The following is a 25,950-nucleotide window of genomic DNA, read 5'->3' on the forward strand; positions in this document are numbered from 1 at the left end:
GCGTTGGGGTGCGTGCATCGCAAGGCGGAGGAGGGAGTCCATGCGGAGCATCGGCGACCGACGACAACGCGGCGAGGCGCGTGCCCCGGCGTCGCCCCGCAGGCGGGAGTTTGGCGACCGGCCCTAGGGCTTCGGCAGGCCCACCGGGTTGATCTCGGAGGTCTGGACCGCCTCGTTCTCCAGGCCCCAGCGCTTCAGCACCTGCCCGTACGTCCCGTTCTTGATCACCTCGTTGAGCGCGCCGTTGAGCGCCTTGACCAGGCCGTTGTCCTTGTGGGTGGTCGCCGCGATCTTGCCGAGGACGTCCGCGCCGCCGCCCGAGTAGGTGCCGACCACCTCGGTCTCGCCGGTCTGCACGGCGTGGAAGGAGAGGCTGGGGTTGGGGCCGGTGTAGACGTCGATCCGGCCGGAGGAGAGCGCCAGGTAGTACTCGGTGCCGGAGAAGTACTTGATGTCGATCGGCTTGAGCCCGTTGCGGACGTTCTCCTCGCTCCAGGAGATCAGCAGCTTCTCCTGGTTGGTGCCGGTGGCGACGCCGACGGACCGGCCGGCCAGGTCCTTGGCGCCGGTGACCTTGATCCCGCTGCCCTTCTTGGTCTCAAAGCCGAGGACGTCCAGCCGGTAGGTGGCGAAGTCGTACTTCTCCTTGCGCTCCTCGGTGACGGTGATGTTGGACAGGCCCGCGTCGTACTTGCCGCTGTCCAGGCCGACGAAGATGTTCTCCCAGGAGACCGGGTTGAGCTCGACCTTGAGGCCGAGCACGTCGCCGATCAGCGAGGCGATGTCCGGTTCGACGCCGATGATCGTCTTGTCGTCGTTGGCGTAGAAGTCCAGCGGCGGGGTGGTGCCGATCGAGTCGACGACCTTCAGGGTGCCTCTCCTCCGGATCTCCTCCGGGACCAGCGCCGCGATCGCGTCGACCTTGGCCGTGGACACCCGGTTCTGCTGCGGCGACAGGTTCACCACGGTGCCGTCCGGCGCCGTGCTGCCCTTGGCCGGGGCGAGTTCCGCCGAGGCGCCGGTCGCACCGCTGCCGCAGCCGGCCAGGACGAGGGCGGCGGCGAGCGAGCCGGCGGCGGTCACGAGGGCGCGACGGGGTAGGGACATGGCGGAACTCCTGCTCGGGTGAAGGGGGTTCGGGGAGAGGGGAGAGGGGACGGAGAGGTGTTACAGCACCTTGGCCAGGAAGGTCCGGGTGCGCTCGTGCCGCGGACGGTCCAGGACCTCTGCGGGCGGGCCCTGCTCGACCACCACCCCGCCGTCCATGAACACCACCGTGTCGGCGACCTCGCGGGCGAAGCCGATCTCATGGGTGACCACGATCATCGTGGTGCCGCTGCGGGCGAGGTCCTTGATGACGTCCAGCACCTCGCCGACCAGTTCGGGGTCGAGCGCGGAGGTGGGCTCGTCGAACAGCAGCACCTTGGGCTCCAGGGCCAGCGCCCGGGCGATCGCCACCCGCTGCTGCTGCCCGCCGGACAGCTGTCGGGGGTAGGCGGCGGCCTTGTCGGCCAGCCCGACCCGCTCCAGCAGTGCCAGCGCTGCCGCCCTGGCCTCGGCCCGGGGGCGGCCCAGCGCGGCGATCGGCGCCTCGACCAGGTTCTCCAGCACGGTCAGGTGCGGGAAGAGGTTGAAGTTCTGGAACACGAAGCCGATGCCGGTGCGCTGGCGCAGCACCTCGCGCTCCTTGAGCTCGAACAGCCGGTCGCCGGCGCGCCGGTAGCCGATCAGCTCGCCGTCGATCGCGACGTAGCCGCGGTCGAGCTTCTCCAGGTGGTTGATCGCCCGCAGCAGGGTGGACTTGCCGGAGCCGGACGGGCCGAGCACCACGGTGACCGAGCCGGCCGGGACGTCCAGGTCGACCCCGCGCAGCACCTCCAGTCGGCCGAAGCTCTTGTACAGGCCGCGGACCTGCACCATCGGGGCGGCCCCGGTGGCGTCGGCGCGGTCGGCCGGCGGGGTCGGGTCGGCCTTGGTCAGCGTGGTCACGGGGTTCCTCCGGAGGTGCGGGCTGCGGTACGGGCGGCGGTGCGGGCGTCCGCGCGGGCGGGCAGGCCGGCCAGCAGCGTCCGCAGCCGCCGCAGCGGGGTGGGTGGCGGGGTGCGCCGGGCGCCGCGGGCGAAGTAGCGCTCGACGTAGTACTGGCCGATCGACAGCACCGTGGTCAGCACCACGTACCAGACCGTGGCCACCATCAGCAGCGGCACCACCCGACCGGTCCGGCCGTAGATCACCTGGGCCTGGTAGAAGAGCTCGCCGATGGCCATCACGTAGACCACCGAGGTGCCCTTGAGCAGCGAGATCACCTCGTTGGCGGCGGCCGGCAGGATCCCCCGCATGGCCTGCGGCAGCACGATCCGCCAGGCCTGCCGCCAGCGCGGGATGCCGAGCGCGGCGGCGGCCTCGCGCTGGCCGGCCTCCACCGCGATGATGCCGCCGCGGATGATCTCGGCGGCGAACGCGGCCTGGTGCAGTCCGAGGCCGAGCACCGCGGCGCCGAGCGCGCCGAGCACCCCGACCGTCTCGAAGTCACCGAAGGTCGGGCCGAACGGGATGCCGAAGCCGAACCGCTTGTAGAGGTAGGAGAGGTTGAACCAGAACACCAGCTGGACGATCAGCGGGATCGAGCGGAACACCCAGACGTACGCCCAGGCGATGGTCCGCAGCACCGCGCTGCGGGACAGCCGCATCCCGGCCACCACGGCGCCGAGCGCGAAGCCCAGCACGGTGCCGTAGGCGGTGAGTTCGAGGGTGCGGCCGATCGCCTGGAGGATGGTGTCGGCGGTGAAGTAGAGCCGGAAGGTGGCCCAGTCCCAGCCGGGGTTGGTGGCCAGGCCGTGCAGGAACTGGAGCAGGACGACGAGGGCGGCGGTGCCGGCCGCCCAGCGCCACGGGTGCCGGGCGGGGACGGTCCGCAGGCCGTCCAGCTCCTCGGCGTCGAGCCCGGGTCCGGGGGCGGGGTCGGGGGCGGGTCTGGGCGGGGACGGCGCTGCTTGGGTACTGGTGGTCATCGGGAGACTCCTTCAACTGGCCCGTCGGTCACGGGTGTTCGGGCGGACTGATCTGCGACTCCTTGATCGCCGAGTCGGTGAGCCCCCACTTCCGGAGGATCCGCTCGTACGTCCCGTCCTTGATCAGCTGGTTGACCGCCGCCTGGAAGGCCGGGGTGAGCGGGGAGCCCTTCTTGAAGGCGAAGCCGACGTCCAGCCGGTGGAACTCGTTGAGGAAGCGCACCCCCGCGGCCTCCTGCGCGGCCTGGTGGCGCAGCCCGTTGATGGTGGACATCTCGACGTCCACCCGGCCCTGCTGGAGGCCGGTCAGCAGGGCGCCGCCCTCGCTGAACGCCTTCACCTCGTACGGCTTCTTCCCGGCGTCGGTGCAGACGTTCTTCTTGCTGTTGAGCGTGGTCTCGAAGGTGGTGCCGGCGCCGGTGCCGATGGTCAGCCCGCAGAGCTGGGTCAGGTCGGTGACCGGCTGGACCGCGGTGTTGTCCTTCTTCACCGCGAAGCCCTGGCCGTCGTCGATGTAGGTGACGAAGTCGATGGTCTTCAGGCGCGCGGTGGTGACCCCGAAGTTCCCGGTGCCGACGTCGAACTTTCCGCTGTCCAGGGCGGGCAGGATGGTCTCGAAGGCGGCGTCCTGGCGCTGCACCGTCAGGCCGAGGACCTTGGCGACGGCGTCGGTGAAGTCCACGTCGACCCCGACCGGCTTCTTGGTGGCCTGGTCGGCGTAGTAGGCGCTGGGCGGGGCGCCGAAGGACGAACCGAACTTCAGCACCCCGGACTTGCGCACCTCCTCGGGCAGCAGTGCGGCGGCGGTCTCCGACTTCCCCAGGCCGGAGACGACGTCCTCGGTGGCGGTGGCGGCCGGCCCGCCCGCCCCGGCCGCGCCCGCGATCTTCGGGTCCGAGCCGCACGCGGCCAGTGCCAGGACCGGCAGCAGGGCGGTGGTCGCGAGGAGGCGGCGGCGGACGGTGGTGGTTCTCACGGGGGGCCTTTCGGTGGGTCGGGGCCGGGGCGGGGTGGGCGCGGGTCAGTGGGTCGGGACCAGCGCGGGTCAGTGCGCCGGGGCCGGCGTCAGTGGGTCGGGACCAGCGCGGGCAGGGGCTTCTCGAAGGGGAGCGGGCCGATGGTCAGCGGATCGGCGGCGACGTCGAACAGCGGGGTGTACCCGGCGGCCAGGTAGAGGCCCTTGGCCTCGGGCTGGCGCGGGCCGGTGGTGAGGTAGATACGGCGGTAGCCGACGGCCGCGGCGGTCAGCTCCAGTTCGGCGAGCACCCGGCGGGCCAGGCCGCGGCGGCGGTGCGCGGAGTGGGTCCACATCCGCTTCACCTCGGCGGTGTGCTCGTCGTACCGCTTGTACGCGCCGCCGGCCACCGGTTCGCCGTCCTCCAGCAGGAGCAGCAGCACTCCGTGCGGCTCGGCGAAGGCGTCGACCGGGTAGCGGGTCATCTCCTGGTGGGCGTCGGGGCCGTAGCGGGTGACGTACTCGTGGGTGAGCTCGCGCAGCAGCGGTTCGACCAGCGGGTCCGCCAGGGTGACCCGGCGGAACTCCCGGGCCGGTACCGGGCTCACGCCTGCACCGCGATCAGCTGGTGCCGGTCCCGCTCGGCGCGGGCCGCCGCCTCGGCCTTGGCGGCGTCCCGCTTGGCGACCTCCTCGCGGACGATCGGGATGACGTACCGGCCGAAGTCGATCGCGTCGTCCAGCAGGTGGTAGCCGCGCGCGGAGAGGATGTCCACGCCGAGGTCGTAGTAGTCCAGCAGGGCCTGGGCGACCGTCTCCGGAGTGCCGACCAGGGCGTTGGAGTTGCCGGCCCCGCCGGTGGCCGCCGCGGTCGGGGTCCACAGCGCGCGGTCGTAGCGCTCGCCGGCCTCGGCGATCTCGATCAGCCGCTGGGAGCCAGTGTTCTCCGGCTGGGCGGTGACCGGGCGGCGGCGGGGGGCGAGTTCGCCGCTCTCCCGGCGGGCCCGGATGGCGGCCACCGTGCGGTGTGCCTTCTCCCAGGCCAGTTCCTCGGTCGGCGCGATGATCGGCCGGAACGCCACCTGGATCCGCGGCAGGTCGGTCCGTCCGGCGGCGCGGGCCGCCTCCTTCACCCGCTCGATCTGCTCGGCGGTGCGGGCCAGCGGCTCGCCCCACAGGCAGTAGATGTCGGCCTCGGCCCCGCCGGCCGCGTAGGCGGCGTCCGAGGAGCCGCCGAAGGAGACCGCCGGGCGCGGCTGCTGGACGGGGAAGACGTCGGAGACGAAGTCGTTGAAGCGGTAGTGCGGGCCCTCGTGGTCGAAGGGCTCCCGGCTGGTCCAGGCCTTCTTCACGATGCCGATGTACTCGCGGGTGCGCTCGTAGCGCTGGTCCTTGGTGAGGAAGTCGCCCTCGCGCTGCTGCTCGTGGTCGGTGCCGCCGGTGATGAAGTGGACGGTCAGCCGGCCCTCGCTGATCCGGTCGAGGGTCGCGAAGGTCTTGGCGGCGAAGGTCGGGTAGGAGACGTTCGGCCGGTGCGCGAGCAGGATCTGCAGCTTGTCGAGGTGCGAGGCGAGGAAGGCCGCCGCGGCCGCGGGCTCCGGGGAGCCGGAGCCGTACGCGAAGAGCACCCGGTCCCAGCCGTGGTCCTCGTGCGCCCGGGCCAGCCGCAGGGTGTAGTCGCGGTCGAAGGAGGCGGTGGTGCGCGGGCTGGTCTCCGAACCGTCGCCGGTGGCGGCGATGCCGAGGAATTCGACGGGCATGGCGGAACCTTTCGGGGTGGGCTGACTCCGGCGGGCCGCGGGTGGGCGGACCGGAGGCGGCCGCGGCGGGGCGCGGCCGTCGGGCGCGTGACGGGTGCGGCGGTGACGGGGTGCGGCGGTGACGGGGTGCGAGGGAGTGGGGACGCGAGCGGAGGAGGGCGCGAGGGAACTGCCGGAGCGCAGAGCGAGGAGGGTGGTGAAGTGCGAGGCGGCAGCGTGCGCCTGACGGTCCGTCAGCTCGTGCTACGGACGACGGTTCCCGGCCCGCGACGGGGCACACCGAGGGAGGACTCCCCGAAGGGGATCAGGGCCGGACGGGCGGCCCGCTGCCGGGTCAGCCGCGACACGCCGCGGACCACACTCGACCGAAGTCGATGTGGTCGCGGGTGACCAGGGGCTGCTCGGCGTACATGGCTTCAAGTTGAGCAGTCGGTCGAGCGGTACGTCAACCATTCATCATTGCCGCACTGTTGCGATCTCCTGTCGCCTTCCCTACGCGCCGTGAGCGGCCCCGACCGCGATCCGATCGTCCACCGATCACCCTTGACAGCCGTCGATCGTGCACGCGTACGATCGAGACGGAGTGCAGTGCGCTGCGCCGACCGCGTTGAGGGACGCGGGCCGGCGCCCGAGGGCCCGTACGTGATCACACCCGTACCTCTCCCCGCCCGCCCTCCGCCCAGGAGCCGCCGCCATGGCCACCCCGCAGGACGTCCTGCCCGCACCCGCCCCCACCCTCGCCCTCGTCGAGGGTTCACCGCCAGCCCCGGCCCCCGAGGCCCGGATCGTCGCCCGCCGCAAGCCCGGACAGTGGATCGCCGCGGCCGTCGCCCTGCTGCTGGCCGCGATGGCGGTCGGCTCGGTGATCCGCAACAAGGCCTTCCAGTGGAGCGTGGTCGCCGAGTGGTTCACCGCCCGGTCCGTCCTGGACGGCCTCACCCTGACCCTCTGGCTGACCGCCGTCACCCTCGCCCTGGGCTTCGTCTTCGGCACCGCCCTCGCCACCATGCGGCTGTCCACCAACCCGGTGCTGCGCACGCTCAGTTGGGCCTATATCTGGATCTTCCGGTCCACTCCCCCGCTGGTGCAGCTGCTGTTCTTCTTCAACATCGGCGCGCTCTACCCGACCCTCGGCCTCGGCATCCCCTTCGGCCCCGAGTTCGTCACGGTCAAGACCGTCAACCTGATCGGCCCCACCCTGACCGCCGTCATCGGCCTCACCCTGCTGGAGACCGCGTACGCCGCCGAGGTGATCCGCGGCGGCATCCTCTCGGTCGACCGCGGCCAGCTGGAGGCCGCCGCCGCACTCGGTCTCGGGCGGTGGCGGGTGCTGCGCCGGATCGTGGTGCCGCAGGCGATGCGCGCGATCGTGCCGACCGCCGGGAACATGCTGATCGGCGCGCTCAAGGGCACCAGCATCGTCAGCGTGCTGGCGGTCTCCGACCTGCTCTACTCGGTGCAGCTGGTCTACCTGCAGTCCTACCAGGTCATCCCGATGCTGATGGTCGCCACCCTCTGGTACCTGGTGGTCACCACCGTGCTGTCGATCGGCCAGTACTACGTCGAGCGCCACTTCGCCAAGGGCGCCACCCGGGACGGCCTGCCGCCCACCCCGCTGCAGCGCGCCCGCGCCGCCTTCGGCAAGGTGGTCCGGGCATGACGACGCTCGTGATCGTCGGCGCCGGGCCGCGCGGCACCGGCCTGCTGGAGCGGATCGCCGCCAACGCCGCCGAACTGCTGCCCGCCGACCGGCCGTTGGAGATCCACCTGGTCGACCCGTACCCGCCCGGCGCGGGCCGGATCTGGCGCCACGACCAGTCCCCGCTACTGCGGATGAACTCGATGGCCGAGGACGTCACCATGTTCACCGACGAGCGCGCCACCATCGAGGGCCCGGTCCGCCCCGGCCCCTCGCTGGCCGAATGGGCGCTCCGGCAACGGGAGTTCGCGCCCTACCGGGAGGTCACCGACCCGGCCGTCCGGGCCGAGCTGGACGCCCTGGCGCCCACCGACTTCCCCACCCGGCGCGCCCAGAGCGCCTACCTGGACTGGGTGTTCCGCCGCGCCGTCGCCGACCTGCCGGCCCACGTCACGGTCACCGTCCACCGGAGCACCGTACGGCGGATCGACGGCCCGGCCGACGGGCCGCAGACCGTCCACCTCGACGGCACCACCCTCACCGCCGACCACGTCGCCCTCACCCTCGGCCACCTCGACTCCGCCCCGCACCCCCGGCACGCCGACGACGCCGGGTTCGCCGCCCGGCACGGCCGCTTCCACCTCCCGCCCGCCTACTCCGCCGACGTCGAGACCGAGTTGGCCAGGATCGCGCCCGGCGAGCAGGTGGTGCTGCGCGGCTTCGGCCTGGCCGCCGTGGACCTCCTCGCGATGCTCACCGAGGGGCGCGGCGGCCGCTTCGAGCCCACCGGCGAGGGGCCCGCCCTGCGCTACCTCCCGTCCGGCCGCGAACCGGTGCTGCACCTGGGCTCCCGGCGCGGCGTGCCCTACCACTCCAAGACCGGCTACCGGCTCCAGGGGCCGCCCGCCCCGCTCCCCCGGTACTTCGACGCGGCCGCCGTGGACGCCCTGCTCGCCACCGGCCGGCCGCTCCGACTCCGTCGCGACGTCTGGCCGTTGATGGCCAAGGAGATCGGCTTCGGGCACTACCACGAACTGTTCCACGCCCACCCGGACCGCACCGCGCTGCCCTGGCCCGACTTCCTGGCCCGGTACGACCGGTACGACTGGTACTCCCCCGAACTCGCCGCGCTGGTCGCCGAGGCCGTCCCCGACCCGGCCGACCGGATCGACTTCGAACGGCTCGACCACCCCTTGGCCGGGCTCGAACTCGGCTCCGCCGAGGAACTCCAGGCCCAGCTGCGCGGGTACGTCACCGCCGACGCCGACCGCCGCGCCGACCCGGCCCACAGCGCCGACCTGGGCGCCTTCCTCGCCCTGCTGTCGCTGTTCGGCCAGCTCCCCCGGATCCTGGCCTCCGGCCGGCTCACCGCCCGCTCGGTCGCCGAGGACGTGGATGAGTGGTTCTTCGGCTACTTCAGCTTCCTCGCCTCCGGGCCGCCCGGCTTCCGGCTGCGCCAACTGCTCGCGCTCTCCGAGGCCGGGGTGGTGCGCTTCCTCGGTGCGGGCGTACGGGTCGAACGGGACGAGGCCACCGGCACCTGGCGGGCCTCCGGCGCCACCGTGCCCGGGCACACTGTCACCGCCACCGCACTGGTCGAGGCCTACCTGCCCAAGCACGCGCTGGCCCGCACCCTCGACCCGGTGCTGGGCGAACTGCACCGCGCCGGACGGGTGTCGGAGGAGGTGGTGGCCGACGAGGAGCACACCCACCGCTCCGGACTGGTCACCATCGACCCCGCCGACAGCCGGCTGATCGACCCGGCCCTGGGCGGCGCCCCGCACCCGCGCCGCACCGCGCTCGGCCCGCACACCAGCCTGCGCGCGGCCGCCGCCTTCGCCCGGCCGCGCACCAACTCGCCGGGCTTCCGGCAGAACGACGCCGCGGCCCGCGCCCTGCTGCGGGCGCTGGCGGCGCTCCCGGCGGCAGCACTGGTGGGATGAGGGTCCTGGGGGCTCCGGAGGACGCCGTCAGGGTCCGAAGAGCTCCTCCGTGAGGTCCTCGGGCGTCACGTACCAGGGGGCCCGCTCCACCCGGTCGGCGACACCCCGATGACCGGTCGCCTCGTCCAGGGCGTCCCGCCAGACCCGCAGCTCGACCTCGCCGACGCGGAAGTCGGCGGAATCGGCGCGCAGCGCCCGGACCAGCCGGAAGGTCTCGCCCCGGCTGGTCTTCGGGCGCCGGGACCACCGCTGCTCGCGTTTGCGCCCGGCCAGCACCGACTCACGCTCGTAGTGGGCCAGTTCCGCCCTGACCGGGTCCAGCTGCGGGGTGGACGCCGCCGGAATCCCGGCGAAGGCGCGCAGCAGCGTCCGCAACTGCCGTACGGCACGGGGGAAGTCGCCCCGTCCGGCCTGCAGCGCCGCCAGCTCGCGCCGTGCCCGGACGACCCGGTCGTCCTGCCCGCCCCAGGCGGCGTCCGCCGCCTCCACCAGGCCGGTCAGCAGCCGGATCGCGGTCACCGTCTCACCGCTGTCGGCCACGCAGCGGGCCAGGTGGTAGCGGGCGACCAGGGCGTCCTGGTCGGCCCCGCCGAGTGCCCGGGCCATCTCCTCGGCCAACGGCAGCAGCAGCCGGACGGCGGACTCCGGGGTGCTCGCCCGGCCGAGGTACCAGGCGTGGTCGCGCCGGGCGCACAGGGTGTCCCGGTCCGCCTCGCCGAGCACTGCGAGGCACTCCCGGGCCAGTGCGTGCAGCAGGCTCGCCGACTCGGCCGCGTCCGCCGCCCGCCAGGCGGCCGTACGGAGCTCCTGCAGCCGGGCCCGGACCGGGTCCCCGGTCGGCTGCGGAGCCTCGACCATCGGCGGGGTGCTGCGCGGCAGGGGCGGGGGCGCGTCCGCCGGCGGCGGGGTGTCGGCCGGCTCCCCCGCGACCGGCTGCCCCGCGACCGGCGCCGGGGCCGGGGCCGGGGCCGAGGGGTCGCCGCGCCACTCGGCCAGCTCGGCGAGCCGGCGGGCCACGGTCCGGGCGTCGGCCGGCCGGTCCTGCGGCTCCTTGGCCAGCAACTCGGCCACCAGGAGCGCCAGTTGTGGCGCCAGCCCGTAGGCCGCCGGATCCAGCCCGGGCGAGGGCTTGGTCAGGTGCTCGAACATCGCCGCCGGCAGGTCGGCCCGGAACGGCCTGGTCCCGGTGAGGAGTTCGACCAGCAGGCAGCCGACGGCGTACAGGTCCGCCCGGCCATCCACCGGATCGCCCCGCCAGCGCTCCGGCGCCATGTACGCCGGGCTGCCGACGATCGTCCCGGTGGTGGTCAACCCACCCGCCCCGGTGCCCAGTTGGGCGATGCCGAAGTCCAGCACCTTGAGCCGCCCGGCGTCGGTGACCATCACGTTGTCCGGCTTGATGTCCCGGTGCACCACACCGGCGTCGTGCGCCGCCGCCAGCGCCTCGCAGATCTCCCGCACCCAGCGCAGGCTGAGCGCGGGCTCGGGCGGTCCCGAGCGCAGCACCTCGGTCAGGGTGCGGCCGGTCAGCAACTCCATCACCAGGAAGGTGACCTCCCGCCCGGCGAGCTCGCCCTGCCCGAGGTCGTGCACCGTGACGATGTGCGGGTGGGACAGGTTGCCCGCCGCCGACGCCTCCCGGGCGAACCGCAGCGCCTCCTTCGCCTGGTCACCGCCGAAGTGGCCGATCACCTTGACCGCCACCGGCCGCCCCATCCGGGCGTCCTCGGCCCGCCAGACCACCCCGAACCCGCCCTCGCCGAGCTTCTCCCGCAGCTCGTACCGGTCGTCGAGAACGTCCCCGACTCGCACGCGCCCCTCCCCCACCGAGTGCCCCGCAACGCCCGGACCCTACCCCACCCCTTCCGGGCTCCACCGCACCCAGGAGTCGGAACTCAGGAGCCGAAGATCTCCACCGCCAGGTCCTCGTCCGTCACGAAGGGCGGCGCGGCGATCACACGCTCCCCGGCGCCCTTGACGCCCGTCCCGCGCTCCAGCTCGCGGACCAGCTCCGGGACGGGCTCCCCGCCCGCTTTCCGGATCCACCCGACCAGCCGGAGCACCCGGTCGCGGTCGATCCGCAGCCGCAAGGCCCGGGCGATCCGGTTCGGCGCACGGTGGAACCGGGACTGCCTGCGGTACTCCACCAAGTCCACCCGGGCCTGCATGCACCGCCGGTCGGTCGGGCCGAAGGCCTCGACCAGCTGGGGCAGCAGTTCCTCCAACCGCGCCGCCGCGCCCGGGAAGTCGCCCAGCCGCGCCTGGCAGGCCGCGAGGTCCGCACCGGCCTGGAGGACGAGCGTGCCGCTCGGGCCCCGGGCCGACCTCAGCGCGGGCAGCAGCGCGGTCAGCAGGCGCAGCGCGGTGGCCGGCCGGTCGCTCTCCCGGACCAGTGCGGTCAAGTCGTACCGCACCTCCAGGGCGAGCGGATCGACCGGCCCGAGCGCGGAGGCCAAGTCCTCAGCCACGCCCTCCAGTTGTCGGAAGGCCTCGGCCACCCGGCCGAACTTCCCAAGGTTCCACGCGAGGTCCCGTCGGGCGGCGACCACCTCCGGATCGGTCGCGCCGAGCGCCCGTTGGGCGGCCTCCACCATCGGACGCAACCGGTGTGCGGCCAGCGCCGGCCGCTCGTCCCGCGCCACCCGTACGGCCTGCGCCAGCCGGGCTCGGACGACCGCCGCGTCCTCGACCGGCACCGGCGGCTGGGCGGGCCGCCCGCCCCGGGCGGCGCCGGGCGCCGGCTGGGGGTATTCCAGTGCGGGCCGGCCCACCGGGCGCAGCTTCGGCCCCCTGGACTCCCGGGCCTGGACGCGCCGCCGGACCGGCTTGACGAGCTTGACCGGCGGGGCCGCGGGAGCCCGGTCCACCACGGTCCGGTCCGCCACGGCCCGGGCGTCGACGGGCGCCGGCGGCAGCTCCCGGCCCTCCGCGAGGTCCGCGAGCCGCCGGGCGACCGTCCGGGCGTCGGCCGGCCGCTCCGCCGGCTCCTTCGCCAGCAACTGGGCCAGCAGCTCGGGCAGTTGGCGCGGCAGCCGGTACTTCACCGGATCCACCGGCGGGGGCGGCTCATTGAGGTGCTGGTACATCAGCACCGGCGTCGAGTCCCCGCTGAACAGCCGCTTCCCGGTGAAGAGTTCGACCAGCACGCAGCCCAGCGCGTAGAGGTCCGCCCGCCCGTCCACCCGGCCGCCGGTCCACCGCTCCGGCGCCATGTACGGCGGGCTGCCGATCACCGTGCCGACGGTGGTCAACCCGCTGGCCCCGGTGTCCAGTTGGGCGATGCCGAAGTCCAGCACCTTCGGGATGCCGTCCTCGGTGATCATCACGTTGTCGGGCTTGATGTCCCGGTGCACCATGCCCGCGTCGTGCGCGGCCGCCAGGGCCTCGCAGATCTGCCGCGCCCAGCGCAGGCCCTGCTGCGGCTCCGGCCTGCCCTCCCGGATCACCTGGGTCAGGGTGCGGCCGGTGAGCAGCTCCATCACCAGGTAGGTGACCTGCTGTTCGTCGGACTCGCTGTGGCCGAGGTCGTGCACGGTGACGATGTGCGGGTGCGAGAGGTTGCCCGCCGCCGACGCCTCCCGGGCGAACCGCAGCGCGGCCTTCGCCTGGTCGCCGTCGTCGTGCCGGATGACCTTGACCGCCACCGGCCGCCGCACCCGGGTGTCCTCGGCCCGCCAGACCACCCCGAACCCGCCCTCGCCGAGCTTCTCCCGCAGCTCGTACCGGTCGTCCAGGACCTCACCGACTCGCACATGCCCTCCCCGTCGGCCGTGTACCCACCGACTCTAGCGAGAGCGGCCCACCACACCGCGCCTCGGCCTCGGTCGCCGGCCTCAGGGGCCGAAGATCTCCTCCACCAGGTCCTCGTCCGAGACGTGGTCCGGCGCATCGAAGACCAGGTCGGCGACGCCCTTGAGGCCGATGCCCCGCTCCAGCGCGGTGACGCAGGCGGCGCCCTCCTGGTCGGTGCCGAAGTCCCACACCCGCAGCCGCCGGACCAGCACCAGGGCCTCGATCGGGCTCATCCTCGGCGCCCGGCGGCGGTGGCCGCCGCCCTTGCGGCCGGCCTGGGCGAGCCGCTGCTGGTAGCCGGCCAGGTCCTGCCAGGCCTGGACGGTGCTCGGGTGGTGGTCGCCCAGCATCCGGGCGAGGTCGGGCAGCAGCGCGTGCAGTTGCACCACCGCGGCCTGGAGGTCGCCCCGGTTGGCCTGGTGGACGGCGAGGTCGTGCCGGGCCTTCAGGACCCGGCTGTCCTGGGGGCCCCAGGCCGCGGTCAGGTCCGGCAGCAGTTCGCGCAGCAGCCGGATCGCGGTGACGGCCGAGCCGCTCTCGCCGATGCACCAGGTGAGGTGGTAGCGGGCGCCCAGGGTGTCCGGGTCGGTCGGGCCGAGCGCGGAGCCCATGTCGGCCACGACGCTGGACAGCAGCCGGATCGCGCCGTCCAGGTCCCCGGTCCGACTGAGGTACCAGGTGAAGTCCCGCCAGGCGCCCAGGGTGTCCCGGTCGCCCGCGCCGAGCGCGGTGACGCTCTCCTGGGCGATCGTCTGCAGCAGGATCGCCGACTCGCCCGCCGTCGCGGCCCGGTACGCGGCCGAGCGGCGCGCGCGCAGCCCGTCCCGCACGGGGTCCCCGGCCGACGGGGCGGCGACCACCGGCGGGGTGGTCAGCGGGGACAGCACCGAAGCCGAGGGCGGCGCGGCAGGCGCGGGCGGCGCAGGCGGCACGACCGGTGCGGGAACGGCGGGCGGCGCCACCGGAGCGGGCGGCACCACAGGCACCACAGGCCCGACCGGCCCCACCGCAACGACAGCAGCCGAAGCACCGGAGCCGCCCGCAGCCGCCCGGTCCACCACCGTCGGCACCGCCGCCACCGCCACCGCCCCGCCGCCCGGCCACCCGGCCAGCTCGGCGAGCCGCCGCTCGACCGTACGGGCGTCGGCCGGCCGCTCCTGCGGGTCCTTGGCCAGCAGCTCCGCGACCAGCCCGGCCACCTGCGGCGGCAGCCCGAACTGCGCCGGGTCCAGCGCCGGGGGCGGCTCGTTGAGGTGCTGGTACATCAGCACCGGCGTCGAGTCCCCGGTGAACGGCCGTGCCCCGGTGAAGAGTTCGACCAGCACGCAGCCCAGCGCGTACAGGTCGGCCCGCCCGTCCACCCGGCCGCCGGTCCACCGCTCCGGCGCCATGTAGGCGGGGCTGCCGACGATCGTCCCGGTGGTGGTCAGCCCACCGGCGCCGGTGTCCAGCTGGGCGATGCCGAAGTCCAGCACCTTCAGGTGCCCGGCGTCGGTGACCATCACGTTGTCGGGCTTGATGTCCCGGTGCACCATGCCGGCGTCGTGCGCGGCCGCCAGGGCCCCGCAGATCTCCCGCCCCCAGCGCAGGCTGAGCGCGGGCTCGGGCAGGCCCGCCCGGAGCACCTCGGTCAGGGTGCGCCCGGTGAGCAGCTCCATCACCAGGAAGGTGACCTCCTGGTCGCCGAGTGCGCTCTGCCCCAGGTCGTGCACGGTCACGATGTGCGGGTGCGAGAGGTTCCCGGCCGCGCAGGCCTCCCGGACGAAGCGCAGCGCGGCCTTCGCCTGGTCGCCGCCGTGGTGCCCGATGACCTTGACCGCCACCGGCCGCCGCATCCGGGTGTCCTGGGCCCGCCAGACCACCCCGAAACCGCCCTGACCGAGCTTCTCCTGCAGCTCGTACCGACCGTCCAGGACGTCTCCGACTCGCACGCGCCCCTCCCCCTCCCGTTGTGACGCCCAGACTCTACCGACGGCCCTCCCCCCTCGATGACCGACGGCCCTCCCCCCTCGATGACCGACGGCCCTCCCCCCGCGATGGCCCAGGTGGAAGGATGGGAGGGAGCCGCGCAACGGTGCGACGGCTCGCAGCAGCACAGCCCCGAGGAGCGCAGTCATGGCCAAGCAGGCCCCGCAGAGCGACCCGGTGCAGGACGCCCCCGAGGTGTCCGCACCCCAGCACGCGGCCGCCGGCCTGCCCGCCGTCGGTCACAGCCTGCGGATGGCCGCCGAGCAGATGGGCGCCCGGCGCACCCTCGCCACCCTGCTCAAGGTCAACCAGCCGGACGGCTTCGACTGCCCCGGCTGCGCCTGGCCCGAGCCGGACAAGACCCACACCGCCGAGTTCTGCGAGAACGGCGCCAAGGCCGTCGCCGAGGAGGCCACCGAGCGCCGGATCCGGGCCGAGTTCTTCGCCGCCCACCCGGTCGCCGACCTGGCCGACCGCTCCGGCTACTGGCTGGGCCAGCAGGGCCGGCTCACCCAGCCGATGCTGCTGGACGAGGGCGCCACCCACTACACCCCGGTCTCCTGGGACGACGCCTTCGCGCTGATCGCCGAGGAGCTGCGTGCCCTGGACACCCCGGACGGCGCCGCCTTCTACACCTCCGGCCGGACCAGCAACGAGGCCGCGTTCGCGTACCAGCTGTTCGCCCGCCGGCTCGGCACCAACAACCTGCCGGACTGCTCCAACATGTGCCACGAGTCGTCCGGTTCGGCGCTCACCGAGACGCTCGGCGTCGGCAAGGGCAGCGTCAGCCTCAAGGACCTCTACCAGGCCGACCTGATCATCGTGGCGGGCCAGAACCCGGGCACCAACCACCCCCGGATGCTCTCCGCGCTGGAGCGCGCCAAGCGGGCCGGTGCCACCGTGGTGAGCGTCAACCCGCTGCCGGAGGCGGGCCTGGAGCGGTTCAAGAACCCGCAGAACGCCCGCGGCCTGGTCGGCCACGGCACCAAGCTGACCGACCTGTTCCTGCAGATCCGCCTCGGCGGGGACCTGGCGCTGTTCCGCGCGCTCAACCGGATCATCCTGGAGGCGGACGGCGTGGACCGCGCCTTCGTCGCCGAACACTGCCACGGCTTCGAGGAGTTCGAGGAGCAGGCGGGGAAGACGAGCCGGGACGAGGTGCTGGCGGCGACCGGCCTGCCCTGGGAGCAGATCGAGGAGCTCGGTCGGCTGGTGCTGGCCTCGAAGAAGATCATCGTCTGCTGGGCGATGGGCCTCACCCAGCACAAGCACGCCGTGCCGACCATCCGCGAGGTGGTCAACTTCCTGCTGCTGCGCGGCAACGTCGGCCGCCCCGGCGCCGGGGTGTGCCCGGTGCGCGGGCACAGCAACGTCCAGGGCGACCGCACCATGGGCATCTTCGAGCGGCCGTCGACGGCCTTCCTCGACGCGCTGGGCGGGGAGTTCGGCTTCGAGCCGCCGCGCGAGCACGGCCTCGACTCGGTCGACACCATCCGGGCGATGCGCGACGGCAAGGTCAAGGTGTTCTTCGCGATGGGCGGCAACTTCGTCGCCGCGACGCCGGACACCGAGGTCACCGAGGCCGCGATGCGCCGCTGCCGGCTGACCGTGCACGTCTCCACCAAGCTCAACCGCTCGCACGTGGTCACCGGCGCCCGCGCCCTGATCCTGCCCACCCTCGGGCGCACCGACCGGGACGTCACCGGCGCCGGCGCCCAGTTCGTCAGCGTCGAGGACTCGATGGGCCAGGTCCACTCCTCCCGCGGCGGTCTGCGCCCGCCGGCCCCCGGCCTGCTCTCCGAGACGGCGATCGTCTGCCGCCTCGCCCGGAGCGTCCTCGGCCCGCAGGACACCGTGCCGTGGGAGGACTTCGCGACCGACTACGACACCCTGCGCGCCCGGATCGCCCGGGTGGTGCCGGGCTTCGAGGACTTCAACGAGAAGGTCCGCCGCCCCGGCGGCTTCACCCTCCCGCACGGCCCGCGCGACACCCGCACCTTCCCCACCGCCACCGGGAAGGCCAACTTCACGGTCAACCCGCTGACCGCCCCGGAGGTCCCGCCGGGCCGCCTGCTGCTGCAGACCCTGCGCTCCCACGACCAGTACAACACCACGATCTACGGCCTGGACGACCGCTACCGCGGCATCAAGGGCGGCCGCCGGGTCGTCCTGGTCAACCCGGCCGACGCCGCCGAACTCGACCTCGCCGAGGGCCGGTACGTCGACCTGGTGAGCGAGTGGACGGACGGCACCGAGCGCCGTGCCCCACACTTCCGCGTCGTCCACTACCCGGTCGCCCGCGGCGGCGCGGCGGCCTACTACCCCGAGACCAACGTGCTGGTGCCGCTCGACTCCACCGCGGACATCAGCAACACCCCCACCTCCAAGGCCGTCGTGGTCCGCTTCGAACCCGACAGCGGCGCCGCCGGGTAGCGAGGCGCCCCCGGACAGCACGGAGGCCGCCCCACGTCCGGTGACGTGGGGCGGCCTCTGTCGGTGAGTGCCGGGTCAGTGCAGCAGGCCGCCCAGGCCCAGCGGCAGCGTGGCCGTGGGGCTGCCCGGCGCGGAGGCGCCGGACGAGCCGGTGGCGCCCGGGGTCCCGGTACCGGTCGGGGTCTGGGTCGGCGTGCCGGTGCCGGTCGGGGTCTGGGTGGGCTTGTCGCTCGGCGTCTGCGTCGGCGTACCCGTCGGGGTCTGCGTCGGCGTGCCGGTGGGCGTCCCCGTCGGAGTGCCCGGGTCGGTCGGCGTCGGCGTGCCGGTGCCGGACGGCGTCCCGGTCGGGGTGCCGGTGCCGCCCGGGGCGGGCGTGGCCGGGGTGCCGCCGGGGGCCGGCGGGGCCGGGGTCTGGTTGGCCGGGCTGGGCGCGATCGGGGTGACGGAGTCCCAGCCCTTCGGCAGGTCCGGCACCTTCCAGGCGCCGCCGGCGTCGTCGGCCGCGCCGTCCGGGTCGGGCCGGACGGCGCCGAGGATCGCCATCGAGCCGATCGGCGAGACCTTGATGAAGGCCCCCGGCCGCGGCGCCTGGACGATCAGTCCGCCGCCGATGTACATCGCGACGTGCGAGGCGTCCTGGAAGTAGACGACCAGGTCGCCGGGCCGCAGCTGGTTGAGCGGCACGTGCTGGAGCTGTGCCCACTGCTCCTGGCTGGTGCGCGGGATCGCCTTCCCGGCGTGCAGCCAGGCCTGCGAGGTGAGGCCGGAGCAGTCGTAGGAGTCCGGGCCGGTGCCGCCCCACAGGTACGGCTTGCCGATCTGGGCGAGCGCGAAGGCGACGGCGCCGCGACCGGTCAGCGAGGGGGTGCGCTCGCCCTTGCCGAGGGCCCCGGAGGCGAGGAAGGCGAGCTGGGCCTCGTCGGCCTTGGCCTTCTCCAGCTGTTCGAGTTCGGTGCGCTGCGCGCCGGTGAGCGAGGAGACCAACTGCTCGACCGAGGCGAGGTCGGCCGCGACCTTGGCCTTGGCGGCGTCCTGCTGGACGACCAGCGCCTGGGAGGCCTTGAGGGCCTCCTCGGTCTGCTTCTTCAGGCCGTCGAGCGACTCCCGGTCGGCCTTCAGCTTGTCCAGGAACTCGGACTGCGAGCGGCTGGCCGCGGCCAGCAGTTCGGCGATGGTGACGGCCTCGTACGGGTCCTTGGAGAGCAGGAGTTCGGCGTAGGCGGAGGAGGCGCCGTTGCGGTACTGGGCGGCGGCGAGCTGGGAGGCGATGTCCGTCCCGGCGTCGACCTGCTTCTGCTGCCGGTCGAGCCGGCCCTGGAGGTCGGTGAGCGCGGCCTGCTGTTCGGCGACCTTGGCCACGGTGCCGTTGTACTGCTCGGTGGCGGCCTCGGCGCTCTGGTAGAGCCCGTGCAGCTGGTCGAGCAGCGGGCCGAGGGTGGCCTTGGCCGCGGCGAGCGGGTCGGTGCCGGGGGCGGCGGCGATGCCGGTGCCCGGGTCGGGTGCGGCGTAGGCGGCCTGGGTGGCGACCGGCAGCGCGAGCGCGGCGGCCGCGAGAACGGCCCCGCACCTCAGGGCCGCCCGCACCCAGGGGCGTACTCCTGATCTCTCCGTGCGCTCTCCAGCCCCGCCCATGGGTGGTCCTCCCCGCCCTTGCCCTGCCCTGCCCGGTGGCGCCGTCCGCGGGCTCCCCCGGGGACGATCCCGCAGATCCTCCCACGGGTTACTCGGCGGAAACAGAGCGCACGCGGACCGGGAGGTTAATTCTCGATTGAACCGTCGAGCAGAGCGGCATCTGTGAGACAGCTCTCAGCAAACGGGGACGAACCGGGATGTTCTCCGCTAATGTCCAGCTCAGCGCGGCCCAGGTCACCCCTCCGAAAGCTCCCGGCCATCGGTGGGACACCAACGGAACCACGATTCCCGGCCCAGTTCACCTTCCGTTTACCCAACAGACCTACGGTCGCGACGTCACCAACGTCCGTGCGACAACTACGACGATTGTTTGGGTATGGAACACATCTCGTTCCTGGTAGCCGTTGTGATCATCACAGCGCTCGCCTTCGACTTCACCAACGGGTTCCACGACACCGCGAACGCGTCCGCCACCGCGATCGCCACCGGGGCCCTTCGTCCGAAGGTCGCGGTCACCATCGCGGCCCTGCTGAACTTCGCAGGCGCGTTCCTGTCGGTGAAGGTCGCCACCACCATCTCCGGCGGCATCGTCAACGAGAAGGCGGGCGTCCACCCGGAGATCATCTTCGCCGCCCTGGCCGGCGCGATCCTCTGGAACCTGCTGACCTGGCTGCGCGGCCTGCCGTCCAGTTCCTCGCACGCGCTGTACGGCGGCCTGATCGGCGCCACGATCGTCGGCGTCGGCATGAACGGCGTCAACTTCGACACCGTGATCACCAAGATCATCATCCCGGCGGTCGCCTCCCCCCTGGTCGCCGGTCTCGCCTCCTGGGGCGCCACCAAGCTGGCCTACGCGATCACCCGCAAGGGCAACGGCGCGGCCACCGACAAGGGCTTCAAGACCGGCCAGATCTTCTCCTCCTCGCTGATCTCGCTGGCGCACGGCACCAACGACGCCCAGAAGACGATGGGCATCATCACCCTGACCCTGGTCTCGGTCGGCGCCCTGCCGCACGGCGCGCTGCCCCCCACCTGGGTGATCGTCTCGGCGGGCGGCGCGATCGCGCTCGGCACCTACATGGGCGGCTGGCGGATCATCCGCTCGATGGGCAAGGGCCTGGCGGACATCAAGCCGCTGCAGGGCTTCGCCTCCGAGTCGGCCGTCTCGACCGTCATCCTGACCTCCTCGCACATGGGCTTCGGCCTCTCCACCACCCAGGTCTGCACCGGCGGCATCATGGGCGCCGGCCTCGGCGGCCCGAAGCCGGAGCTGCGCTGGAGCCTGGTCCGCCGCATGGTCTACACCTGGGGCCTGACCCTGCCGGCCGCCGGCCTGGTCTCCGGCGGGGCGGCCGTGCTGGCCCGCCAGGGCAGCTGGGGCGTCGCCGTGGTCGGCGCCGTGCTGGTGGCCGGTTCGGCCACGATGTGGATGATCTCCCGCCGCCAGCCGGTCAGCGCGGACAACGTCAACGACGTCCCCGAGGTCACCCCCGTCGAGGTCACCACCACCCCGGCCACCGCCGCCCCCACCCCCGCCTCGACCACGGTCGCGGCCTGAGCGCCGCAGGCTGAGGAGTCTTCACCATGCACATCAAGTGGAACGCCCTGGCCCAGACCGCCGGCATCAGCTTCGGCGTCACCGTCGCCGTGGTGGCCGTCTTCGCCCTCGGCATCCTGGCGCTGTCCCGCCGGGAGGCCGCGCTGAGCTCCCGCGAGGCGGGCGGCCAGGCGGCCGGCGGCGGCAAGCCCGCCCTGCTGGCCGGCGCGTACGCCTGCTTCGCGCTCTGCGCCTGCGCCGTGGTCTACGGCCTGGTGCTGATCGCCGCGCCGTAAGGCCTAGCGACACCCCCGACACAGCAACACCCGCGCCGTAGCAGGACCCGCGCAGAACGCCGACGGGCCGGGGAGAGTCGAACTCTCCCCGGCCCGTCGGCGTTCGCGCCTGCGCGTTCCCCGTCGCCGGTCAGCCCTCCTGGGTGGTCCTCAGCGCGGTCTCCCGGATGAACAGCACGGTGACGAAGGCCAGCGCCGCGAAGGGCGCGGCCCAGAGGAAGACGGTGCCGACGCCGTGGCCGAAGGCGTCGGTCACCAGCGGCAGGATCGGGGCCGGCAGCTTCGCCAGGTCCGGGATGCCGCCGCCGGCCGCCGCGTGCCCGGCCGGGATGTGCGCCGCGGCCAGGTTCTCGGTCAGGTAGTGGCCGACCTTGTTGGTCATCAGCGCGCCCAGCGCGGAGACGCCCATCGCGCCGCCCATGGTGCGGAAGAAGGTGACCACGGAGCTGGCGGCGCCGAGCTCGTGCCGGGGCACCGTGTTCTGCACCGCGAGCACCAGGTTCTGGCTGGTCAGGCCGAGACCGATGCCGGTGAGCGCCATGTAGAGCGAGAGCAGCCCGTAGCTGGTGTCGACCCGGATGGTGCCGAGCAGGCCGAAGCCGATCGCGAGCAGCGCGGTGCCGGTGACCAGGTAGGCCTTCCACTTGCCGTACTTGGTGATCAGCCGGCCGGCCACGGTGGAGGAGACCGCCAGGCCGAGGATCATCGGCAGGGTCATCAGGCCGGCCATCGTCGGGGACTTGTCCCGGGCGAGCTGGAAGTACTGGCTGAGGAAGGTGGTCGCGCCGTACATCCCGACGCCGACCAGCACGCTGGCGATCGCGGCCAGGGTGACGGTGCGGTACTTGAACAGCGACGGCGGGATGATCGGCTCGGCGGCGCGGCGCTCGACCACGACGGCCAGCGCGGCCAGCAGCAGGCCGCCGCCGACCATCGCCGCGGTCTGCCAGGACAGCCACGGGTAGTTGGTGCCGGCCAGGGTGATCCAGATCATCAGCAGGCTGACGGCGCCGGTGATGACCAGCGCGCCGAGGTAGTCGATCTTCACCGAGCGCTTGACCACCGGCAGCTTGAGGGTGCGCTGCACCACCAGGATCGCGGCCAGCGCGAACGGGATGCCGACGTAGAAGCACCAGCGCCAGCCGAGCCAGGAGGTGTCGACGATGACGCCGCCGATCAGCGGGCCGCCGATGGTGGCGAGGGCGAACACGGCGCCGAAGTAGCCGCTGTACCGACCGCGCTCGCGCGGCGGGACCATCGCGGCCAGGCAGATCTGGCCGAGCGCGACGACGCCGCCGGCGCCGATGCCCTGCAGGGCGCGGCAGGCGATCAGCTCGCCGGTGTTCTGCGAGAGGCCGGCCAGCGCCGAGGTGGCGATGTAGATCAGCAGGGCCATCTGGAGCAGCAGCTTCTTGCTGGCCAGGTCGGAGAGCTTGCCCCAGATCGGGGTGGAGGCGGTCAGCGTGAGCAGGGCCGCGGTGATCACCCAGGTGTAGGCGGACTGGCCGCCGTGCAGGTCGGTGAGGATGTGCGGCAGGGCGTTGGAGACGACGGTCGAGGAGAGCACGGCCACGAACAGGCCGAGCAGCAGGCCGGACAGTGCCTCCATCACCTGCCGGTGGGTCATCGGGCGGTCGTCGACGGCGGCGGCGGTGCCGGTCGAGGCCTGGGTGGTCGCGGTCATCTGGGTCCTTCGGCGAGGCGGGCGGAGTGGGGGGCGCGGCGGGCGTGGGTGTGCGGGCGTGAAAATTCGTTGCCTTAAGCAACCATACGGCCGATAGTTGAGTAAGGCAACCTTCTTCAAGTCCAAGTAAAGCCCCGCCCGACGTGAGAGTTCCGCCACTCCCTCGCGGCCCGTCGGGCCCCCGCCCCCACCCGACGCCCCGTCACCACCAGGCACTCCTCGTCCGCCACGGCGTCGGTATCGCCCAGCGGCAGTGGCCGAGAACCGGCGCGGGAGGTAGGACAAGCTAGTTAGTTCATGGTATTAAGTATCCGTTTTCCGCCGATACGCAAGGAGATGTGGATGACCGCCCCGGGGCAGGGATTCATCGCCGAATTGAAGGGCGCGGTCACACCGCGTGCGGCACTGCTGGTGATCGGCGTGCTGCTGCTGCAGCTCGGCTTCATCACCTCGTACGTCGGGGCGCTGCACCACCCGACCCCGCACAAGCTGTCGATCGCGGTGGTCGCCCCGCCGCAGATCACGCCCAAGCTGGTCCAGGCCCTGGAGTCGGTGCCGGACGAGGCGGTCAAGCCGGTCACCGCGCCGGACGCCGAGACGGCGACCCAGCAGATCAAGGACCAGAAGATCTACGCCGCGCTGGTGGTGAACCCGACCGGCACCGAGGACACCCTGCTGACCGGCGGCGCCCGCGGCACCTCCGCGGCCAAGGCCGCCGAGAGCATCACCACCGCGCTGGACAAGGCCCAGGGCCGCACCGTCAAGGTCGAGGACGTCGTGCCGCTGGCCAAGGGCGACACCAACGGGCTCACCGGCTTCTACCTGGTCATCGGCTGGTGCGTCGGCGGCTACCTGGTCGCCTCCATCCTCGGCATCAGCGCCGGCTCCAAGCCGGCCAACGTCCACCGCCTGCTGATCCGCCTCGGCGTCCTGGCGCTGTACTCGGTCGGTGCCGGCCTCGGCGGCACGATCATCGCCGGACCGGTGCTGGATGCGATGCCCGGCTCGATCCTGGCCCTGACCGCCATCGGCGCCCTGGTGGTGTTCACGGTCGGCGCCTTCACCATGGCGCTGCAGTGCCTGTTCGGCATCATCGGCATCGGCCTCGCGGTACTGGTCTTCGTGGTACTCGGCAACCCGAGCGCCGGCGGCGTCTACCCGGCCCCGATGATGCCGCCGTTCTGGCGGGCGATCGGCTCGCTGATCCCGAACGGCGCCGGCACCAGCGCCACCAAGTCGATCGCCTACTTCGGCTCCACCAACCTGGGCATGCCGATCCTGGTCCTGGTGGCCTGGGCGGTGATCGGCATCGGCATCGCCTTCCTGGCCGTCCTGCGCGGCCCGCGCGAGGCCGCCACCGAGGCGCCCGCAGCCTGACGCCCGCAGCACCGAACGGGCCCCCGGCCAGCACGGCCGGGGGCCCGTTCGCGTTCCGCAGGGGTAGGGGACGGGCTCAGGGCCTCTAGCCGCCCGCGAGCCGCCCGGGGTCGGCGACGATCGCGCGCACCACGCCCACCGCCGCGCCCAGCAGCGGCCCACGCCGGCCGAGCCGGGAGACCCTCAGCCGCTCGTCCGCCCAGGGCCGCACCGTCACCCGGGCGGCCAGCTCGTGCCGCATCGCCGGCAGCAGCCAGGGCGCCAGCCGGGCGTAGCCGCCGCCCAGCACCACCTCGGCCGGGTCCAGCAGGTTGACCGCCCCGCCGGCGGCGATGCCGAGCGCCGAACCGGCCCCGGCCAGGGCCGCCCGGGCCGGCTCGTCCCCGGCGGCGGCGCGTTCGGCGAGCAGCGTCACCCAGTCGCCGCGCGCCCCGGCCAGCCCGGCCGCGCGCAGCACCGCCTCCTCGCCCGCGTACTGCTCCAGGCAGCCGTGCGCGCCGCAGGCGCAGCGCCGCCCCTCCGGGTGGACGGGCACGTGGCCCAGCTCGCCCGCGTAGCCGCGCGCACCGCGCAGCAGCCGGCCGTCGACCACGACGGCCGCGCCGACGCCGGCCTCGGCGGAGACGTACAGGAAGTCCTCCGGGCCCTCGCCCAGCCACCGTTCGGCGAGTCCGCCGAGGTTGGCCTCGTTGTCCGCCTCGACCGGCAGCGCGGCCAGGCCGTCCCCGACCAGGCGCAGCGCCGGGCGCAGTTCGGGGGCCAGCGGGACGTCCTGCCAGCCGAGGTTGGCGGCCCGCTGGAGCACCCCGCCGCTGCCGACCAGCCCGGGCACGGCCAGGGTCAGTCCGGCCGGGCGCAGGCCCGACTCGGCGACGGCCGAGCGCACCAGGTGGGCGAGGTCGGCCATGACGGCGGCGGGTTCCCGGCCGCGGTTGGCGCTCTCCTGGCGCCGCCAGGCGCGGACCTCGCCGCGCAGGTCGACCACGCAGACGCCGAGGTGGCGGACCCCGATCTCGGCGCCGAGGCCGCCGGGCCCCAGCGGGTTGAGTCCGAGCGCGGTGCCGGGGCGGCCGACCTTGCCGCTGGGCGCGGTCGGGCCCTCCTCGACGACCAGGCCTGCCGTGATCAGCTGTTCGGCGAGCGAGGAGACCGCGGCCCTGGTCAGCCCGGTCTCGGCGGCCACCTCGGCGCGCGAGCGGGGCCCGCTCGCGATCACCCCGAGCACCAGGGCCAGGTTGGCCCGGCGCATCCCCTGCTGGCTGGCGGGCCCGGTCCGGACGCCGTCCGGCTCCCCGCGCATAACTCTCACCTCACGGTCTTTCCGGTCACGGTCTTTCCGGTACATCCCGTGGCATCTCGGGTGCAGCGTAACCGGGTTCCGGCCCGGTGTGCGCCCGGGCCGAGGGGCTGGTGAAGACCCAGCGCCGCATCGCCCAGAAGCGGAACAGCATGGCGACGAAGGTGCCCACGACCATCCCGCTGAGGAAGTCGGCGACCTCCTGCTGGAACGGGCCGATGTACGGCTCGCGCAGGTCGAAGGCGTACCGGGAGAGCGCCAGCGGGATGACGTTGACGCCGATCGCCACCGCGCTGACCAGGAAGAACAGCAGGGCCTCCGGTCGGCGCCCGTCCGTCCGGAAGGCCCAGCGGCGGTTGAGCACGTAGGAGACGACGGTGGCGATCACCGTGGCCACCGTGAGGGCCACCACCGGCGCGTGCGCCAGGACGGTGAACTTGAGCTCGACGTCGATCACCGTGGTGAGGGCGAAGCAGCCGCTGCCGACCACCAGGAACTTCACCAGCCGGCGGTGCCGCACCAGGAACGGCCGCAGCCGCGCCGGCACCCGGGCCAGGACGCGCTGCGTGGGGGACGGCATCTCCGCAGTGTGGCACGCCGCGGGCCGGTCCGGCGGATCCGCCGGAC

The 25,950-nt window shown here is 73.5% G+C and carries 19 protein-coding genes; 6 read left to right on the forward strand and 13 right to left on the reverse strand.

Annotation, left to right across the window (positions count from 1 at the left end; genetic code table 11):
- Window positions 1–123 precede the first annotated feature (123 nt).
- The 6 genes from ACFVXG_RS44865 to ACFVXG_RS44890 form a co-directional block, all read right to left on the reverse strand.
- Window positions 124–1,107: a transporter substrate-binding domain-containing protein gene (locus tag ACFVXG_RS44865; RefSeq protein ID WP_387936299.1), complete on the reverse strand. Its 984-nt coding sequence runs from the start codon at window positions 1,105–1,107 to the stop codon at window positions 124–126.
- Between the two features lie 60 nt (window positions 1,108–1,167).
- Entirely contained in the window at window positions 1,168–1,920 is a 753-nt protein-coding gene (locus tag ACFVXG_RS44870; protein ID WP_387936316.1) for an amino acid ABC transporter ATP-binding protein, read from the reverse strand.
- A 65-nt stretch (window positions 1,921–1,985) separates the two neighbouring features.
- Window positions 1,986–3,011 carry an amino acid ABC transporter permease gene (locus ACFVXG_RS44875; protein WP_387936300.1) on the reverse strand — a complete coding sequence of 342 codons (1,026 nt, stop codon included), beginning with the start codon at window positions 3,009–3,011 and terminating at the stop codon, window positions 1,986–1,988.
- 28 nt (window positions 3,012–3,039) lie between these two features.
- Entirely contained in the window at window positions 3,040–3,987 is a 948-nt protein-coding gene (locus ACFVXG_RS44880) for an ABC transporter substrate-binding protein (protein WP_387936301.1), read from the reverse strand.
- A gap of 89 nt (window positions 3,988–4,076) precedes the next feature.
- Window positions 4,077–4,574, reverse strand: coding sequence for a GNAT family N-acetyltransferase (locus ACFVXG_RS44885; RefSeq protein ID WP_387936302.1), 498 nt, complete (start codon window positions 4,572–4,574; stop codon window positions 4,077–4,079).
- Entirely contained in the window at window positions 4,571–5,725 is a 1,155-nt protein-coding gene (locus ACFVXG_RS44890) for an LLM class flavin-dependent oxidoreductase (RefSeq protein ID WP_387936303.1), read from the reverse strand. Before ACFVXG_RS44890 ends, ACFVXG_RS44885 begins: the two co-directional genes overlap by 4 nt.
- 694 nt (window positions 5,726–6,419) lie before the next feature.
- On the opposite strand from ACFVXG_RS44890, the gene ACFVXG_RS44895 reads away from it, so the two are divergent.
- Together ACFVXG_RS44895 and ACFVXG_RS44900 are read left to right on the forward strand one after the other, a co-directional pair.
- Window positions 6,420–7,385: an amino acid ABC transporter permease gene (locus ACFVXG_RS44895; protein ID WP_387936304.1), complete on the forward strand. Its 966-nt coding sequence runs from the start codon at window positions 6,420–6,422 to the stop codon at window positions 7,383–7,385.
- Window positions 7,382–9,307, forward strand: coding sequence for an FAD/NAD(P)-binding protein (locus ACFVXG_RS44900; protein WP_387936305.1), 1,926 nt, complete (start codon window positions 7,382–7,384; stop codon window positions 9,305–9,307). The genes ACFVXG_RS44895 and ACFVXG_RS44900 overlap by 4 nt, the downstream gene beginning before the upstream one ends.
- A gap of 27 nt (window positions 9,308–9,334) precedes the next feature.
- Here ACFVXG_RS44900 and ACFVXG_RS44905 read toward each other — a convergent pair whose 3' ends face one another.
- The 3 genes from ACFVXG_RS44905 to ACFVXG_RS44915 form a co-directional block, all read right to left on the reverse strand.
- The gene (locus tag ACFVXG_RS44905) at window positions 9,335–11,119 is read right to left on the reverse strand and encodes a protein kinase (RefSeq protein WP_387936306.1); all 1,785 of its coding nucleotides are present in this window, start codon (window positions 11,117–11,119) and stop codon (window positions 9,335–9,337) included.
- 83 nt (window positions 11,120–11,202) lie between these two features.
- Window positions 11,203–13,059: a protein kinase gene (locus tag ACFVXG_RS44910; protein ID WP_387936307.1), complete on the reverse strand. Its 1,857-nt coding sequence runs from the start codon at window positions 13,057–13,059 to the stop codon at window positions 11,203–11,205.
- A gap of 81 nt (window positions 13,060–13,140) precedes the next feature.
- Window positions 13,141–15,030, reverse strand: a complete 1,890-nt coding sequence (locus tag ACFVXG_RS44915; RefSeq protein WP_387936308.1) for a protein kinase — start codon at window positions 15,028–15,030, stop codon at window positions 13,141–13,143.
- A gap of 184 nt (window positions 15,031–15,214) precedes the next feature.
- Between ACFVXG_RS44915 and ACFVXG_RS44920 the strand changes: the two genes are divergently transcribed.
- Complete coding sequence (locus ACFVXG_RS44920) at window positions 15,215–17,500, forward strand: FdhF/YdeP family oxidoreductase (RefSeq protein WP_387936309.1); 2,286 nt, start codon at window positions 15,215–15,217, stop codon at window positions 17,498–17,500.
- Window positions 17,501–17,575: 75 nt separating this feature from the next.
- Here ACFVXG_RS44920 and ACFVXG_RS44925 read toward each other — a convergent pair whose 3' ends face one another.
- Window positions 17,576–19,084, reverse strand: coding sequence for a C40 family peptidase (locus ACFVXG_RS44925; protein ID WP_387936310.1), 1,509 nt, complete (start codon window positions 19,082–19,084; stop codon window positions 17,576–17,578).
- 424 nt (window positions 19,085–19,508) lie between these two features.
- On the opposite strand from ACFVXG_RS44925, the gene ACFVXG_RS44930 reads away from it, so the two are divergent.
- Window positions 19,509–20,690: an anion permease gene (locus tag ACFVXG_RS44930; protein ID WP_387936311.1), complete on the forward strand. Its 1,182-nt coding sequence runs from the start codon at window positions 19,509–19,511 to the stop codon at window positions 20,688–20,690.
- A 26-nt stretch (window positions 20,691–20,716) separates the two neighbouring features.
- Window positions 20,717–20,965 carry a hypothetical protein gene (locus tag ACFVXG_RS44935; RefSeq protein WP_360233519.1) on the forward strand — a complete coding sequence of 83 codons (249 nt, stop codon included), beginning with the start codon at window positions 20,717–20,719 and terminating at the stop codon, window positions 20,963–20,965.
- Window positions 20,966–21,095: 130 nt separating this feature from the next.
- Here the strand turns inward: ACFVXG_RS44935 and ACFVXG_RS44940 are convergent, their stop codons facing one another.
- Window positions 21,096–22,649, reverse strand: a complete 1,554-nt coding sequence (locus ACFVXG_RS44940; RefSeq protein WP_387936312.1) for an MDR family MFS transporter — start codon at window positions 22,647–22,649, stop codon at window positions 21,096–21,098.
- A 342-nt stretch (window positions 22,650–22,991) separates the two neighbouring features.
- On the opposite strand from ACFVXG_RS44940, the gene ACFVXG_RS44945 reads away from it, so the two are divergent.
- Window positions 22,992–24,026, forward strand: a complete 1,035-nt coding sequence (locus ACFVXG_RS44945; protein WP_387936313.1) for an ABC transporter permease — start codon at window positions 22,992–22,994, stop codon at window positions 24,024–24,026.
- 85 nt (window positions 24,027–24,111) lie between these two features.
- Here ACFVXG_RS44945 and ACFVXG_RS44950 read toward each other — a convergent pair whose 3' ends face one another.
- Complete coding sequence (locus ACFVXG_RS44950) at window positions 24,112–25,326, reverse strand: ROK family protein (RefSeq protein ID WP_387936314.1); 1,215 nt, start codon at window positions 25,324–25,326, stop codon at window positions 24,112–24,114.
- Window positions 25,327–25,351: 25 nt separating this feature from the next.
- Window positions 25,352–25,903, reverse strand: a complete 552-nt coding sequence (locus ACFVXG_RS44955; protein WP_387936315.1) for a GtrA family protein — start codon at window positions 25,901–25,903, stop codon at window positions 25,352–25,354.
- Window positions 25,904–25,950 lie beyond the last annotated feature (47 nt).

The organism is Kitasatospora sp. NPDC058162, assembly GCF_042884005.1.
Classification (GTDB): domain Bacteria; phylum Actinomycetota; class Actinomycetes; order Streptomycetales; family Streptomycetaceae; genus Kitasatospora.

Bases quoted from the DNA above. Each gene is read 5' to 3' on its own strand.
- ACFVXG_RS44865 (WP_387936299.1), bottom strand. From the start codon at position 1,107: ATGTCCCTACCCCGTCGCGCCCTCGTGACCGCCGCCGGCTCGCTCGCC.
- ACFVXG_RS44870 (WP_387936316.1), bottom strand. From the start codon at position 1,920: ATGGTGCAGGTCCGCGGCCTGTACAAGAGCTTCGGCCGACTGGAGGTG.
- ACFVXG_RS44875 (WP_387936300.1), bottom strand. From the start codon at position 3,011: ATGACCACCAGTACCCAAGCAGCGCCGTCCCCGCCCAGACCCGCCCCC.
- ACFVXG_RS44890 (WP_387936303.1), bottom strand. From the start codon at position 5,725: ATGCCCGTCGAATTCCTCGGCATCGCCGCCACCGGCGACGGTTCGGAG.
- ACFVXG_RS44895 (WP_387936304.1), top strand. From the start codon at position 6,420: ATGGCCACCCCGCAGGACGTCCTGCCCGCACCCGCCCCCACCCTCGCC.
- ACFVXG_RS44900 (WP_387936305.1), top strand. From the start codon at position 7,382: ATGACGACGCTCGTGATCGTCGGCGCCGGGCCGCGCGGCACCGGCCTG.
- ACFVXG_RS44920 (WP_387936309.1), top strand. From the start codon at position 15,215: ATGGCCAAGCAGGCCCCGCAGAGCGACCCGGTGCAGGACGCCCCCGAG.
- ACFVXG_RS44930 (WP_387936311.1), top strand. From the start codon at position 19,509: ATGGAACACATCTCGTTCCTGGTAGCCGTTGTGATCATCACAGCGCTC.
- ACFVXG_RS44935 (WP_360233519.1), top strand. From the start codon at position 20,717: ATGCACATCAAGTGGAACGCCCTGGCCCAGACCGCCGGCATCAGCTTC.
- ACFVXG_RS44940 (WP_387936312.1), bottom strand. From the start codon at position 22,649: ATGACCGCGACCACCCAGGCCTCGACCGGCACCGCCGCCGCCGTCGAC.
- ACFVXG_RS44945 (WP_387936313.1), top strand. From the start codon at position 22,992: ATGACCGCCCCGGGGCAGGGATTCATCGCCGAATTGAAGGGCGCGGTC.
- ACFVXG_RS44950 (WP_387936314.1), bottom strand. From the start codon at position 25,326: ATGCGCGGGGAGCCGGACGGCGTCCGGACCGGGCCCGCCAGCCAGCAG.
- ACFVXG_RS44955 (WP_387936315.1), bottom strand. From the start codon at position 25,903: ATGCCGTCCCCCACGCAGCGCGTCCTGGCCCGGGTGCCGGCGCGGCTG.